This window comes from Marinomonas sp. 63XJN7_9_ISO-PGPR-S23-217, assembly GCF_056173515.1.
In genome coordinates, this window is record NZ_CM149678.1 from 3,488,641 (window position 1) to 3,503,667 (window position 15,027).

Genomic DNA, 15,027 nt, shown 5'->3' on the forward strand with positions numbered 1-15,027 from the left:
CCGCTAGTCAAAACATAGGTAGCACTTCGGTATTATGCCCAATAGACACTTACTCGATCCTATCCCTCATTTCGCAGTCCATCCAGAGCGTATTACGATTTTGCATTCTGCTCGAGAGTATCGAGAACTTTTGTTAAGCGCGATTAAACAGGCGACCAAACGCATCTATATTGTTGCCTTGTACCTTGAAGATGATGAAGCAGGCAGAGAAATACTCTCCACTATTTATCAAGCAAAACAAGACAACCCTGACTTGGATATTGCCATCTGTGTTGATTGGCATCGTGCCCAACGGGGTTTAATCGGGGCAGAAAAGAGCAGAGGGAATGCCAGCCTCTATCAAGAGTTTGCCAAGGAATATGATCTTCCGATTCCGGTTTATGGTGTCCCGGTGCGTAATCGTGAAGTCTTTGGTGTACTACACCTGAAAGGATTCATCATTGATAGCACGGTTGTCTACAGTGGTGCCAGCTTAAACAACATCTATCTGCACTACCATGAACGTTATCGCTTTGATCGTTACCACATTATCGAGCACAAACCGCTAGCCGATAGCATGGTGCATTTTATTCGCAACAACATGATTGCCGATCCTGCAGTTCATAATCTGAATGATACAAACCTGCCAAGTACCAAAGACATTAAACCGTTAATTCGACAATTCCGTGCTACTTTATCGAAAGCACACTATCACATAGCAGATGAATCAGTCGGTGAAGATCAAGTTGCCGTCACCCCCTTGGTCGGAATTGGTAAACGTCGCAATCAACTCAACCGAAAAATCATTGCCCTTTTGAGCAATGCCAAACAAGAAATTTGCCTGTGCACACCTTACTTTAACTTGCCAAGAGCAGTCATTCGCGAAATTACTCGAGCAATAAAACGAGGGGTTCAGGTTCACATCATCGTCGGTGACAAGACCGCTAGTGACTTTTATATTGCGCCAGATCAGCCATTCAAGGCCATTGGTGGATTGCCTTATCTTTATGAGCTGAACTTACGCAAATTCACTCGCACCAACAAAACACATACAGCATCAGGTCGCCTTGCTGTCCATCTATGGAAACACGATGCTAATAGCTATCATTTAAAAGGACTTTGGGTCGATCGCAAGACCATGCTACTAACGGGGAATAATGTAAACCCAAGAGCGTGGGCACTGGATTTAGAAAATGGACTGCTCATCCAAGACCCAAAACAGTTACTTGAAGACAAGTTCACTGCTGAGTTTGACAATATATTCAAACATACAGAACAAATCCGTAGCTACAAACAACTAGAAACAGTAGGACAATACCCCGAAAAGGTACAAAAGCTCATACGACGGGTGCTACGCACACGAGCTGATCGTTTGTTAAAACGGATTTTATAAAAATCAGACGAACAAACGGTGCATAGGCACTTTAGGACGGTGTTTGTTACCCAACCATTAGTCAATATAGCCTGATGAAGGACACTTCTATCAGGCATTTGGGAGAACAGAGCAAGCATGACTCACCGTTAAGGTGTATTCAAAATACACCGGCCCCCCCCTTCGACATCGCGCTATAATGGTTCAAGTATTTAACAACAGTGGGCCATATAAAACTTTTGGTCATAAAAGATTTCAGATTTACCCAAGGTTATGTAAAACACCAAGGAAAAGGGTGGCTTTATCCCCTCTTGACTTATTAACAGGGAGAGAAAACATGGAAATATCCATCAGCAATACTCAGTTTAATGCTTTGGAGATCAAACGCCGTAATCATATCAACATCCTAGGCGAAGGCGAGAAAGTCATCCTGTTAGCCCATGGTTTTGGTTGCAGTCAAAATATGTGGCGGTTTTTAACACCTTACCTAGAAAAACAATACAAAGTCATTTTGTTTGATTATGTTGGCAGTGGCAATTCAGACGTTCGAGCCTATCAAAAAAACCGCTATAGCCAGCTAGAAGGTTACGCGCTGGATGTGATCGAAATTTGTGATTCATTGGATTTTTCCAATGTACTCTTTGTCGGGCATTCAGTCGGTGCAACCATCGGCTTGATCACGGCCCATCTACGACCTGATCTAATCGACAAACTGGTGATGGTGTGCCCTTCCCCCTGCTTTTTAAATTTGAATGATGGGTATTCTGGTGGCTTTGAAAAAAGTGATTTAGAAGAGCTAGTCAATTTAATGGACAAAAATTACATCGGGTGGGGCAACTATCTCGCCCCTTTGGTTATGAACAGCACCCCTTCGGAAACGGATATTAAGCAAGAAACGGACGATGCACTGGTGCAAGAATTACTCACCAGTTTTTGTTCGACAGACCCGACCTATTCTAAGCCGTTTGCCATAGCAACCTTCTTTTCTGACTATCGTCACTTACTGCCGAAAATCCATCACCCCTGCTTAGTTATACAAAGCAAACAGGATGCTTTGGTGCCCATCGAAGTAGGCAAATATACGCAAAAACAGCTCCCCAATGCTAAGCTAGATATTATTAACGGTAAAGGACACTGTTTGCATATGACGTACCCATTACAAGTACTTAACAGCATTCAATGTTTTCTTGATCAAACCCAATAAGGAGATCAGTCAACAGATGGAGATGGACCCTCATATATTTCCATGTGGTCTTATGGTCAGTGATTTTCAGGAACAGAAAATCCTGCAATTCAATGCGTATATCGAGAACGAGTTTGGCTTTGCAAAAGACAGTTTAATAGATCAACCCATTACGGCTCTTTTTACCAAAGCCAGTGTTCTCTTTTTAGAGCATTATTTTTACCCAATGCTCTTACAAGATGGCAAAGTATCCGAGCTACAAGTCATGCTGCTCTCGGCGAAGAAAGAGCCAGTTCCTGTTACTATCAATGCGACCCTATCCCAGCAAGGTAAAATATATTGGGCCTTATTCAGCGCCATTAATCGAGACCAACTCTATCAAGAACTCATCAATACGAGGGATAAACTCGAAGACAAAACCAAAGCTCTAACCATCACCTCTGCTACTGATGAGCTCACAGGACTACTCAATAGACGAGAAGCCACAAAACGAGCAAATGATATGATCCAGCAGACCAAACGCACCAATGTCATGTTGTCTTTTATTCTGTTAGACATCGATTATTTCAAGAGGGTCAATGATACCTTTGGTCATCAAGAAGGGGATAAAATACTCATCAAAATGTCGAAAGTACTGGCAAGCACAGTGCGCTCCTGTGACATTGTGGCACGTTGGGGAGGAGAGGAATTTTTAGTTGTGCTTTATAACACGCCCATAGACAAGGCCCATATATTTTGCCAACGCCTTCACGATAAGATTAATCAAATTGCAATAGGCCGCGACACATTACATGTCAGCATTGGCATGACAAGTTACCCAATCAATAACCAAACCTTGAATCTTGATGAAATCATTTGGCAAGCAGACGAAGCCTTATATGATGCCAAAGAAAGAGGACGTAACCAGACACGCCGATTCAAAGAGGACCTGTTACTGGACAAGAGATAACCATCAGCCAAGGAAATAATGAAATGCCCATTCAATCTGAAGTCGAGTTAAGAGAGATATTTGGTCATGCTAATGGGCGTGCTGCTCAAAAACAACTTTCTCAGCTAGAAACGCACAGCATACGGTTCATTGAACTGTCTCCTTTCATGACCATCTCAACATTTAATCAGTCAGGCAAGCTAGATTGCTCTCCTCGCGGAGGCGTCGCGGGCTTTGTGAAAATTCTCGATGCCAATCGCCTCCTTATCCCAGAAGCAAAAGGTAATAACCGATTGGATTCGTTAGTCAACATAATTGAAACGGGCAAGATTGGCTGTCTGTTTTTGATCCCAGGTGTCGATGAGACACTGCGAATTAATGGCAAGGCAAGCATTAGTACTTGCCCAGACCATCTCGCTTGCTTTGCAGAAGAGAAAAATCCTCCTAAAGCTTGTATCGACATCATCATTGAAGAAGTGTTTTTACACTGTGCTAAATCACTGATGCGAGCCAAACTTTGGTCAGAATCCACTAAAATAGAACGCTCCAAGCTGCCAACCATGGGACAAATGATCAAAGATCAATTGCAACTTAGCGAAGAACCAGAGAGCCAAGAAGCGATGCTCAAGCGCTATCAGCCACTGCTATAACGCCCAAAACATCCTTAAACAAAAACAGCCAACGATTAACACTCTGGCAAGCGCACAGAAATATTCACTGCAAGACCACCTTGGGAGGTTTCTTTGTAACGGCTATTCATGTCTTGTGCTGTTTGCCACATGGTACGCACCACATCGTCTAGCGAGACTTTGGCATTGGCAGCTTCCGTGTTCAATGCAATATGTGCGGCTGTAATTGCCTTGATCGCGCCCATGCTATTACGCTCAATACAAGGGATTTGCACCAAGCCACCAACTGGATCACATGTCATCCCCAAATGATGTTCCATAGCGATTTCGGCCGCCATTAAGGCTTGCGCAGGAGAGCCGCCTAAGCCTTCTGTTAAAGCGGCTGCCGCCATCGCAGACGACACGCCAATTTCAGCCTGACATCCTCCCATCGCAGCAGAAATGGTCGCACCGCTTTTGAAAATACTGCCAATGGCCCCAGCGACCAATAAAAAGTGAATGAGATCGTCCTGAGTCACTTTTTGATCGGTAAAATACAGATAATACATCATGACAGCGGGAATCACCCCAGCCGAACCATTGGTTGGTGAGGTTACAATACGCCCTAAAGCCGCATTCTCTTCATTCACCGCCAACGCAAAGCATCCCACCCACTTTAACGTATGTGAGAAATCTTTATGACAAGACCCTATGGCCTCAAACCAAGCCGTTTCATCTAATTCATAGGAGTTTGGCATCAGCTTAGTAGCCAATTGAGCCGCTCGGCGCCCTACCTCTAGCCCACCAGGTAACACCCCTATCGTGTGACAACCTCGAAAAACAGCACTTTCCATCACCCGCCAAATGGCCAGCAATCCTTCTTTTGTTTCAGCTTTCGGACGTAATTGCTCTTCTAGCTTTAACATGGCTTGTGAGATGCTCACAGACGTCCCACCATGATCGCACAAAGCCAACAAATCCTTACCCGTTTCAGGAAAACCTAAACTTGGCTCGTTGATAACGTCTTCACCTTCCTCCCACAGAATGGCTCCCCCGCCAATGGAGTAAGCCGTTTTCCGTAAAACTTCTTGCTCCTGTTCATCGTAGGTAATCAACGTCATACCGTTAGCATGCATCGGCAATCGTTCGCTCATATGATAAACAATGGCTGACGCCGGAGGAAAATGAACGTCTCGCTTGGCGGACAATAACAGTCGCCCCGTCGAAGTTATTAATCTAGGAATATTGTCCACATCCTCTAGGGGCACCGTTACAGGATCCGCTCCCGACAGCCCCATCATAATGGCAATATCAGTACAGTGACCTTGTCCTGTCAATGCTAAAGAACCATATAAAAAGACTCGAACACTATGAACGTTATCCAACAGCCCCTTATCTTCCAGCCCTTGAGCAAATGCTCGGCATATTTGCCAAGGCCCTAGAGTATGCGAACTGGATGGCCCAACGCCAATTTTTAAAATATCAAATACACCTACTGGCTTCATAATGATCTCTTCAATAAAAGACTCTACAGCTGGCTAGTGTGACCATAATAACGTACATACAATTGAGCAAGACAGACATATTATTCTCTAATTGCGACGCTTTAATGCAAATTCACCATATTCTTTCAGCCATCCCATTTTTCTTGCTGTAATCGATTGAATAGTTAAAAAATGTCGTTAGAATCCTGCCTACTTTGCAGATCAGGTAAGAAAAATGACAGATATCACCATTCTTGATGGCGGCATGGGCCGTGAACTTGAGCGCCGTGGCGCCCCCTTCAAACAACCTGAATGGTCTGCTTTGGCCATGATGGAAACGCCTGACATCGTTAAAGACGTCCACAAGGCCTACATAGCCAGCGGTGCTCGTGTCATCACCAGTAACAGCTATGCGTTAGTGCCTTTTCACATCGGCGAAGAGGTATTCAAAACACGGGCCTATGAATTAGCCAAATTAGCCGGAAAAATGGCGCGCGAAGCGACGGATGAAAGTCGCACTCACACCAAAGTAGCCGCCTCGATCCCCCCAATATTTGGCTCTTACCGTGCGGATTTATACCAAGCTGAACGGGTCGAAGAACTCGCCACACCATTAATCAAAGCACAAAACGATTATGTGGATATTTGGCTATGCGAAACACAAAGTGTGATAGATGAACCCACCAAAATCAAAGCCATCGTCGATAAAGTCGACACGGAACATAAACCATTTTGGGTAGCGTTCACGTTAGAAGATGCCGAACCAACGGAAGAGCCACTTCTACGCTCGGGCGAACGCGTTGTAGAAGCCGTAAAGGCCATGGAAGTCATCGGCGTTAACGCCATATTATTCAATTGCAGCCAGCCTGAAATCATTGGTGAAGCCATTAAATTAACCAAAGCCATACTGCAAAATAAAGCCATTCAGATCGGCGCTTATGCCAACACTTTTCCTCCTCAACCCAAAAATGCCACGGCAAATGAAAGCTTAAATGCCTTACGTCAAGATCTAACACCACCCGCTTACCTACAATGGGCGCAACAATGGATACAAGACGGAGCGACGATTATTGGTGGTTGCTGTGGGATCGGACCAGAACACATCAGAGTCTTAGCCAACGAACTGACTACCTAAACGATGTCCGATGCAGACACAGCCTCATCTTATATATAGGGTTGTGTCTGGCAAACTTTTTTATCTTGATAAAGGCCTATCTGGATAAAAACGGTAACGGTTTTTATTGACGAGCTGCTTTATCAGCGCCTCCCTCTCTTGATGTTTTCTCTGCTCATCCCATGTAAGTTGCTTGGCCACCACTTGGCTAATAGCCTCTATATCTTTTAGGGTGACCTCACCGGTCACCGCAAGCGTGGTACGACGCATCACAATATCGTCCAAATGATTAACCTGCTCGTTTTTCACGATCCAATCAATTTCCGCCAAACTCACATCATTCGAATCGGGTAAACGCTGGTCATCTTGCCACTCTCCTTGATGCAGGGCCACATTTTGGGCATGACTGCCGTATCGTTCTAATAACTGATCTACCCGCTCAATCTGCAATCCTGAGCGCTCACTTACCTGTGTTACCCACTGTTTTCTTTCCGCGACAGATAAGGGAAAATCTCGCCCTCCGCCTATGGGTAAATCTTGTGTGGAAACACGACGGGATTTGTGAAGCCGCTTCAACACATCATCCGCCACCTCTTCTGCAAAGCCTCGAAAAGTTGTCCACTTCCCACCAATAAGAGAAATAATCGCAAAAGGCCGCTCGTGAGTTGCCTCAAACACAGGCGCTGAATGATCTCGACTAATTAAGCCTGGGATAGCAGCATCAGTAAAAGGTAATGGGCGAATGCCACTGTAAGCATAAACAATTTGGTCCCGCGTAAAAGACAAACTGGGCATAAGCGAGCTTAAGCTCTGAAGAAAATAATCAATCTCTTCTTCTTCGCATTTTACTGTATCAGGATCATCAGCTTTACTGTCTGTCGACCCCACTAACGCTCGACCTAAATACTCAAACACCAAACAAATACGCCCATCATCCGCTTCAAAATAAATCATGGCGCCATCCAGCGCCTTAATCAAAGGAGCATGATCCAATAAAATGTGCGAGCCTTTGGTTCCCCCAATCATTCTAGAGTCAACGCCTAAAGATTGATTCACTTTGTCTATCCAAGGCCCCGCAGCATTGATCACAATATTGGTGTTAACACGAGTGACATGTCCATTATCCTGCCGGAACGACAACACACCCTGCTCGACTTGTCGTAACGCCGTCCCATTGAGTGCCTGAGATTGCTCATTCGCCGCTAAACCATCTTTAACTAATTCCCATACCAAACGTTCTGGTTGAGCTATTTTGGCATCGTAATAGTTCCCCAATGCCACAATGTTTCGATTAAGAATTGGCAACAGTGCCAAAGCTCGACGGCGGAATAAAAATCGATGCTTCGGCATGACACGTTTACGAGCACCATAAAAATCATAAATCGCCAAGCCCACTTTAATCAAAAGAGCGCCTCGGCTGCGGGGTGCCGTCGTTGATCCACATAGGGTTCGCAGGGCCGCAAAAACCCCTTTTGTCCAAGAAAAGGTCGGAATAAATGTCGAGAGCGGTGTCACATAATGGGGCGCATTTCGCAGCAATAAATTACGCTCTAACGTGGATTGCGCCACCAGCCCAAGTTCCGCCGTTTCTATGTACTTAAGACCACCATGAATGAGACGAGAGGGGGCGGCACTCGTTCCTGCTCCGTAATCCTTTTTTTCTACCAGTAAACAGGATACACCTTGCTCACAAAGATCCCGAAACAAGCCCGCCCCATTAATACCCGCACCGATGATAACTACGTCGTAATGAGTGACCTCCGCCATAGGATCTATACCGCCCACCACTTCATCGCTAACAGTGTGTTCATTGTCCATACATTGTGTTTCCATCTAGGCTCTATCCTGCTGTTTAGCAAAGCGTTCAATATCTAGCCAAGCATTGTTTAAACTGATCGTTAGTTGGTGAAACAATTGAAATTTTTCTTCGTAAATCGGCTTTTTTTGAACATCTGGGTAATAACTGGTGGTTAAGGCAGACAAATCTCGAGGATCATCGTGGGGGTATTTGTAAACTCCCGCCCCCACACCAGCACACAGCACTGCGCCAAATGCTGCTGATTCATCTGTATTAAGGACATGGACAGGCAAACCTAAAATATCAGCGAACAATTGAGCAAAGACAGGATGACGAGACACTCCACCGGTCAATCTTGCTTCATGAAATGAAAAGGCGGTTTTTAACGCTTCCACATGAACTCGGTGATTAAAAGCAATGCCTTCGAGAACGGCGGCAAGCATGTGACCTCGATCATGCCAGGCACGCAAGCCTAAAAAACTGCCACTCGCTTCATCACCATAGGGCGAACCAAATAGATAAGGGTGAAACAAAAGCGACGATGGATTGGTCAAAGCAGGCTGCATTTCTGCCGCTATGCTATTGTGAATATCCGTGCCTTCGGTTGCTGCAAGCGATTTATCCGCCCCACATAGCGTGTCCAAAAACCAATCATAATTTGCAGATGAGGCTGGCGAAATGGCCATATTGTTCCACTGACCATCACTAAGTCCATTACGACAAAACCACTGTCCATCGACAATGGGGGCCTCGGAAACAATTTCATTGATAGAATAGGTCCCTGCGACAATATCCACCATATTACTCTTTTGGCCACCTATTCCTAATGCCGAGGCCGTCACATCATGCAGTCCAGCAACCACGGGGGTGCCTGGACACAACCCCGTTAACTGGGCGGATGCTTGCGTCACCTCTCCCACGATTTCTGACGAATCATGAATATCTGGTAACGCCGATTCAATGTGTTCTAGACCATACAAAGACATGGCCGCCGAAGAATACTGCTGAGTATGAACATCTGTAAATGACGTACTGGCTTCCGTTCTATCAGTTCCAAGCTGAGCACACAAACAATACCTTAGCCAGTCCTTACAACTAAGAACATGCGCTATACGCCGATAATTATCTGGCTCATAGGCTTTGATCCAAGCCAATAAGGCAGAAGGGGCTGACACATGGGGCACTTGTCCAGTCAGTACTAAGGCAGACTGCGACCTCCCATCGGATTGCCATGCTCGAACTTGTTCTCCTGCACGGCTGTCTAAGGACAAAATACCTGCTCGAACAGGCTTGCCATCGCGATCTAAAAGATAGATACCATCACCATGAGCTGTTACTGATACGCCTAAAATATCCCGAGCAGAGCGATGACTTTTCTGTATTGCTTCACGGATCGCTTCTGCTGTCGCGAACCATAACTCCAACATATCTCTCTCAACCCACTTTGCTTTAGGAATATGTTGCGGCACTCGCCGTCTCGCTACGGCTATTTGTGTGCCATCAACATCAAACAACACGGCTTTTGTCACCGTTAATCCACTATCAATACCAAGAAAACTAGGCATTAAGCCTCTCCTTTTATTGTTTTTGTTGTAAGAAGAACTCGAAGACAATCAGTGAGTAGCCTTAAGTTTAAAGTCGAATGGCTATGACCGAGAAAGCACTAAAACGAAATAGATTTATGGGGTGGATTACCTCACACGATAAGTTTCATCAACACTGTTAATCGCCCGAACATTTCCAGCAGAGCGGCCGTTTTCATCAAAGACTTCCTTCAAAAAGGCATCTGCAATGGATTTTGCCAATTCTTGACCAATAACGCGTGCCCCCATGGTGATAATATGAGCATTATTTGATAACGCAGCCCGCTGCGCCGAATAGGTATCGTGTGTTAAAGCGGCACGGATACCAGGAACCTTATTGGCTGAAATACTCACACCAATTCCCGTTCCACAGATCAAAATAGCGCGATCATATTTGCCATCTAAAACCGCCTTAGCCACCCTTTCAGACATATTGGCGTAAAATGGATCCGCCCCTTTTTCCGTTCTAGAAACCTCCTCGACTTCATAACGATCACTAAGATAGTCTGCCAATACTTTTGCCAACCCTTCGCCTGCACTGTCACCCGCAATTGCAATTCTCATGATGATCTCCTGTTATTATTGTTGAGCACTTGAACACAATTTCAGAATGTTGATATAGCCTTCAACATTCCACGCCGAGCGACCGATGAACAAACCATCAACGTGCTCACAGCCGATCAACTCTTGACAATTCTCTGGGTTTACCGAGCCACCATAAAGGCAAGGTACTCTTCGACCTAACACAGCTTCTGCCGTTTTGATGATCTCTGATTGACGCAAGTCCGCATAATCTGCAGAGGCTGGGACCCCTTTTTCACCAATTGCCCAAACAGGCTCATAAGCAAACAAAAGGGGAGCGTTTTTTTGCTCCTCACTTAAGTACTGTAATGCCCCTTTGACTTGTTCCGCCAAAACACTCGTGGCATGACCACTCTCTTTATCGGCTAAGGTTTCGCCGATACAAACCAGCGGAATCAAATGATGACGAACAGCAGCCTCAACTTTTCGGCCTACGGTTTCATTGGTTTCAGCAAAATGCTCACGCCTTTCAGAGTGCCCTAACTCCACCATGTCTAAACAGCAGTCCGTTAACATCAACGGCGAGACTTCCCCGGTCCATGCACCACGGTCACACCAATGCATATTCTGGGCGCCCACTTTGACCGATGTCTCCTCAAGCAACGCTTTCACTTGCCTGACCGAGGTAAAAGGCGGGATAACAAAACGCTGTATTCGCTCATTCGTATTGACTTCGTCCTGCTTCAGCGCCGTTGCAAACTCAAGGGATTCTGACAAGGTTTTATTCATTTTCCAGCTTGTGCCAACCCAGAGTGTTTTATTTTTATCCATACTCTACCCCGCGCGTTAGTAGACATAATGTGCTTAAAACAAGCGCCCTAGACCGTTGCCTTTTCATTAATCTGCGCCGTTAAAATGGCTCTCGCTGACCTTTCATCAGTGATCAATCCTGTTAATAGCTGCCCTTCTAATACCGCTTTAATGGCTTCTATTTTCTCGTCTCCGCCCGCAATGGCAACCACATCGCCATTGGGATTACCATCAATGGATACCGACAACATGCGCTCGCTCAATGCGGTTTTAATGATGTTGCCTTTATCATCAAAGAAGTGCCCCATGGCCTCTCCAACTGCGCCAGCTCGGGCGATTTCGACAATTTCTTCTGGCTTAATTGGACCCGATACGACCAGTTGTGCCGTCTGCGCAACCGTGCCAATACCGATCAATTTGATCTCCGCATGATTGGCCATAGCAAATACGTCTTGAACCCCTTTTTGTGCCATCAAAACCACTTTATCTTCTTCCGAATTTGCCAATAAAGGCACCGGCATGGTGTAAGACGGAGCGCCCGTTTTGGCGGCAATCCAATGCAATACATCATCACGGTTAACCGAGTAATCCCGTGTTAGCCCACCAAGCAAAGACACAAAGCGCACATCTGGTGTATCCATAGTCGGTAATTGATCGACCACCGCCGATAGCGCACGCCCTAACGCCAAACCAATGGTGATATTTTTCCGGTTCGATAAGATAGAACGCAGAAAGGAGCCACCCGCTTGACCAAGCGCTTTCAGCGGAATACCTTCTTCCCCTAGGTCTGGAGCAACGATACAATGTTTCAGTCCATATTTTTCAATCAGCTCATTTTCCAGTTCTGCACATTCGGTGATGCGGCCATCAATGGTCACTTTGACTGCCCCATCGGCGACGGCTTTGGCAATTAAACGATGGGTTTTGACCGACGTAAGCCCCAAACGCTTTGCCACCGCGGCTTGAGTTAAACCACCCACGTAATGCAGCCACGCGGCCTTAATTGCCAAGGAGCTCTCATTGTCATGCTGCATGGTTATTCACTCCTCTTCCCCATCTCACCTTTTCTAGTACTGCCATGGTAGTTCCTTTAACTGTTTCATTTAGAGCATTCGAGCAGACCTATTCAAACCACTCAGCAAACCCAAAATATTAAATATGTAGATCATCAACCCCGGTATTAATAAAGGGCGCCCAAAAGGCCACGCTTTCCGCTATTTGTGGCACCACTTCACGATCCGTCGGCTCACGCTCCTTAAAGCTGAGCTCCAGACAAATCTGATTATCTCGTGCGCCACCCGACTGCAAAGCGGCTAATAAAGGTTCGGGTTGAATACGACCCTTTTCGTTATAGGGCGAAGCAAAAGGCCGATGCCCGCCTTTGTCCATCAAACTTTGCTTAATATGAATAATGGGGGACACTCTCGGAACCGCTTTGGCCCATGCATACGGGTCGTAATCATCAGGGTTCTTAGACATCACATCCCCATGATCGATATCCGCCATCATCCACATTGGAATGGCCATATTGGCATCCATTAGTCGTTGCTGAAGATCGAGTGCGGATTGAATCGTATCGCCAAACTCACGGCCGATGCTCATTGGCTCCCAGTAGACATATTCCAACCCAGCGGCCTTAGCGTGTTCAGCAACTTCCGCCCAACAATCAATCGCAATCGAGATTAACTCTTCACGACGCGTTGCATCATCAAAATCTTGATAGGTCATAATAGCGAACTGAGTTCCTACCGAATTCCCTCCTAAATCGGCGGTAATCTCGGCAAAGGTTTTGAACCATTCCACATAATAACGCCGTACATCTGCATCAGGATGACCGAAGTGATTAAGGCGACCATAAGGTCCTGTCATACCAGACGTCACTCTTACTCCTGTTCGCTCTAATGCTTGTTTCATCTCTCTGGTTAGGCGACGGATGACAGACGCAGGCCAACTGGGGTTAATAAACTCGTGAGTCAGTTGTAAATCACGTATTTTAATTTGATGTGCGACGGTATCAATCAAGTCATTTGGCTCGGCAAAACGATTTACCAAAGGATTAGTATTAAGCGCTAAGGTTAACGGCATTGTTCACCTCTTCTGACGTTGTAGTGGAATGATCCGCCGTAATGTAAGCTGGGTTATGGGACGAGATATGTTCTTTAAACCATTGATAAAAAGCTTCTTTTTGTGATGCATTAAAGCGCAGACCTTCTTTCGTACGGCGCGTTAAAATGTCATCCGGCGTCATCGCCCACTCATGGTTCACTAAATAACGCACTTCCGCTTCGTACAAATTCGCCCCAAAATGGCGCCCCAGTCCTTCAAGCGATGTCGCAGAACCAACAATCTGGCTCATTTTGGTACCGTAATGGCGTCCCAAATGCATAACGAGCTCTCTGGGTAGCCAAGCGTATTGATCTTTCATAGACTGAATAAAGGTTGAAAAGTCTGCATTAGCAATATCGCCCCCAGGTAACGAGGCGTGACTCGTCCAATCTGGTCCAATTTGTGGAAAAAACTTATCAATTTTTTGAATAGCATGTTCTGATAGCTTACGAAATGTCGTCAGCTTGCCACCAAAAACATTGAGTAATGGCACTTTGTTGGTTTCATCCAAATCAAATGTATAATCACGGGTGACAGCAGATGGGTTGCCTTGCCCATCGTCAAATAAAGGTCTTACCCCAGAAAAGGTTTCAATCACATCATCGCGCTTTAGCTGCTCTTTAAAGTAACGATTAACGGCAGCCAACAAGTATTCAATTTCACTTTCGTCGGCAGTCACATCTTCTACACGCCCCTCATAAGGGATATCAGTGGTTCCAATCAGCGCTTTATTTCCCTCATAGGGGTTAATAAAAATCACCCGTTTATCATGATTTTGCACCAGATAAGCCTGCTGACCTTCCCAGAATTTGGGAACAATAATATGTGAGCCCTTAACCAACTTCACATTACGAGCACTTTTTGAAGAGGCCACACCATCAATAATATTACGGACCCAAGGGCCTGCTGCGTTAACCAGTACCTTGGCTTTAAAAACCGTCTCTTTGTGTGTTAACTCATTACACACCGTAATCAGCCAATGGTCTTTCTCTCGTTTTGCTGAGACACAGCGCGTTCGGGTTAATACCTGCGCCCCTTTTTCCGCCGCATCCATGGCATTTAGCACCACTAACCGAGAGTCATCCACCCAGCAGTCTGAATACTCAAAGCCTTTTTTGTATTTGTCTTTAATGGCTGCGCCTTCTGGATCTCTTTGTAAATCCAACGTACGTGTGCCTGGCAAACGCTTACGTCCACCAAGATGATCATACAAAAACAAGCCTAAACGCACTAACCAAGCAGGACGGTCTTCTTTACTGTGGGGTAACACAAAACGCATCGGCCAAATAATATGACTGGCAGAATTCAACAAGACTTCTCGCTCAATGAGTGCTTCCCGCACTAAGCGAAATTCATAATATTCCAAATAGCGCAAACCACCATGTACCAATTTACCTGAACGGGATGAAGTGCCTTGGCCCAAATCGTCTTTTTCGCACAAAGCAACTGACAGGCCACGCCCTGCTGCATCGCGCGCGATACCTGCGCCATTAATACCGCCACCAATGACAAAAAGATCTAATGTCTGCTCATTATTCAT

At 45.7% G+C, this 15,027-nt stretch carries 13 protein-coding genes; 5 read left to right on the top strand and 8 right to left on the bottom strand.

Annotated features, from left to right (window positions below):
• The first annotated feature begins 34 nt into the window (after nt 1-34).
• The 4 genes from pssA (at nt 35) to AC0VYI_RS16375 (ending at nt 4,112) form a co-directional block, all read left to right on the top strand.
• Nucleotides 35-1,372, top strand: a complete 1,338-nt coding sequence (gene pssA / locus AC0VYI_RS16360; protein WP_475444174.1) for a CDP-diacylglycerol--serine O-phosphatidyltransferase — start codon at nt 35-37, stop codon at nt 1,370-1,372.
• Nucleotides 1,373-1,688: 316 nt separating this feature from the next.
• Entirely contained in the window at nt 1,689-2,555 is an 867-nt protein-coding gene (locus AC0VYI_RS16365) for an alpha/beta fold hydrolase (RefSeq protein WP_475444176.1), read from the top strand.
• Nucleotides 2,556-2,607: 52 nt separating this feature from the next.
• The gene (locus AC0VYI_RS16370; protein ID WP_475444178.1) at nt 2,608-3,483 is read left to right on the top strand and encodes a GGDEF domain-containing protein; all 876 of its coding nucleotides are present in this window, start codon (nt 2,608-2,610) and stop codon (nt 3,481-3,483) included.
• A 23-nt stretch (nt 3,484-3,506) separates the two neighbouring features.
• Nucleotides 3,507-4,112: an MSMEG_1061 family FMN-dependent PPOX-type flavoprotein gene (locus AC0VYI_RS16375; protein ID WP_475444180.1), complete on the top strand. Its 606-nt coding sequence runs from the start codon at nt 3,507-3,509 to the stop codon at nt 4,110-4,112.
• Between the two features lie 35 nt (nt 4,113-4,147).
• Here AC0VYI_RS16375 and AC0VYI_RS16380 read toward each other — a convergent pair whose 3' ends face one another.
• Entirely contained in the window at nt 4,148-5,575 is a 1,428-nt protein-coding gene (locus AC0VYI_RS16380; protein ID WP_475444182.1) for an L-serine ammonia-lyase, read from the bottom strand.
• Nucleotides 5,576-5,789: 214 nt separating this feature from the next.
• Between AC0VYI_RS16380 and AC0VYI_RS16385 the strand changes: the two genes are divergently transcribed.
• Complete coding sequence (locus AC0VYI_RS16385; RefSeq protein WP_475444184.1) at nt 5,790-6,689, top strand: homocysteine S-methyltransferase family protein; 900 nt, start codon at nt 5,790-5,792, stop codon at nt 6,687-6,689.
• A 60-nt stretch (nt 6,690-6,749) separates the two neighbouring features.
• Here the strand turns inward: AC0VYI_RS16385 and AC0VYI_RS16390 are convergent, their stop codons facing one another.
• The 7 genes from AC0VYI_RS16390 to AC0VYI_RS16420 form a co-directional block, all read right to left on the bottom strand.
• Nucleotides 6,750-8,501 carry a glycerol-3-phosphate dehydrogenase/oxidase gene (locus AC0VYI_RS16390; protein WP_475444186.1) on the bottom strand — a complete coding sequence of 584 codons (1,752 nt, stop codon included), beginning with the start codon at nt 8,499-8,501 and terminating at the stop codon, nt 6,750-6,752.
• Complete coding sequence (locus AC0VYI_RS16395; RefSeq protein WP_475444188.1) at nt 8,502-10,031, bottom strand: FGGY-family carbohydrate kinase; 1,530 nt, start codon at nt 10,029-10,031, stop codon at nt 8,502-8,504.
• A 126-nt stretch (nt 10,032-10,157) separates the two neighbouring features.
• The gene (gene derI, locus AC0VYI_RS16400) at nt 10,158-10,613 is read right to left on the bottom strand and encodes a D-erythrulose-4-phosphate isomerase (protein WP_475444190.1); all 456 of its coding nucleotides are present in this window, start codon (nt 10,611-10,613) and stop codon (nt 10,158-10,160) included.
• A gap of 15 nt (nt 10,614-10,628) precedes the next feature.
• The gene (locus tag AC0VYI_RS16405; RefSeq protein WP_475444192.1) at nt 10,629-11,402 is read right to left on the bottom strand and encodes a triose-phosphate isomerase; all 774 of its coding nucleotides are present in this window, start codon (nt 11,400-11,402) and stop codon (nt 10,629-10,631) included.
• A 47-nt stretch (nt 11,403-11,449) separates the two neighbouring features.
• Entirely contained in the window at nt 11,450-12,415 is a 966-nt protein-coding gene (locus AC0VYI_RS16410; protein WP_475444194.1) for a sugar-binding transcriptional regulator, read from the bottom strand.
• A 118-nt stretch (nt 12,416-12,533) separates the two neighbouring features.
• Nucleotides 12,534-13,466 (bottom strand): sugar phosphate isomerase/epimerase family protein, encoded by a 933-nt coding sequence (locus AC0VYI_RS16415; protein WP_475444196.1) that lies wholly within the window; start codon nt 13,464-13,466, stop codon nt 12,534-12,536.
• On the bottom strand, nt 13,444-15,027 hold the full coding sequence (locus AC0VYI_RS16420) for a glycerol-3-phosphate dehydrogenase (protein ID WP_475444198.1): 1,584 nt from the start codon (nt 15,025-15,027) through the stop codon (nt 13,444-13,446). The genes AC0VYI_RS16415 and AC0VYI_RS16420 overlap by 23 nt, the downstream gene beginning before the upstream one ends.

Coding starts and splice junctions, on each gene's coding strand:
- pssA (WP_475444174.1), top strand. CDS start 35: ATGCCCAATAGACACTTACTCGATCCTATCCCTCATTTCGCAGTCCAT.
- AC0VYI_RS16365 (WP_475444176.1), top strand. CDS start 1,689: ATGGAAATATCCATCAGCAATACTCAGTTTAATGCTTTGGAGATCAAA.
- AC0VYI_RS16370 (WP_475444178.1), top strand. CDS start 2,608: ATGGTCAGTGATTTTCAGGAACAGAAAATCCTGCAATTCAATGCGTAT.
- AC0VYI_RS16375 (WP_475444180.1), top strand. CDS start 3,507: ATGCCCATTCAATCTGAAGTCGAGTTAAGAGAGATATTTGGTCATGCT.
- AC0VYI_RS16380 (WP_475444182.1), bottom strand. CDS start 5,575: ATGAAGCCAGTAGGTGTATTTGATATTTTAAAAATTGGCGTTGGGCCA.
- AC0VYI_RS16385 (WP_475444184.1), top strand. CDS start 5,790: ATGACAGATATCACCATTCTTGATGGCGGCATGGGCCGTGAACTTGAG.
- AC0VYI_RS16390 (WP_475444186.1), bottom strand. CDS start 8,501: ATGGAAACACAATGTATGGACAATGAACACACTGTTAGCGATGAAGTG.
- AC0VYI_RS16395 (WP_475444188.1), bottom strand. CDS start 10,031: ATGCCTAGTTTTCTTGGTATTGATAGTGGATTAACGGTGACAAAAGCC.
- derI (WP_475444190.1), bottom strand. CDS start 10,613: ATGAGAATTGCAATTGCGGGTGACAGTGCAGGCGAAGGGTTGGCAAAA.
- AC0VYI_RS16405 (WP_475444192.1), bottom strand. CDS start 11,402: ATGGATAAAAATAAAACACTCTGGGTTGGCACAAGCTGGAAAATGAAT.
- AC0VYI_RS16410 (WP_475444194.1), bottom strand. CDS start 12,415: ATGCAGCATGACAATGAGAGCTCCTTGGCAATTAAGGCCGCGTGGCTG.
- AC0VYI_RS16415 (WP_475444196.1), bottom strand. CDS start 13,466: ATGCCGTTAACCTTAGCGCTTAATACTAATCCTTTGGTAAATCGTTTT.
- AC0VYI_RS16420 (WP_475444198.1), bottom strand. CDS start 15,027: ATGAATAATGAGCAGACATTAGATCTTTTTGTCATTGGTGGCGGTATT.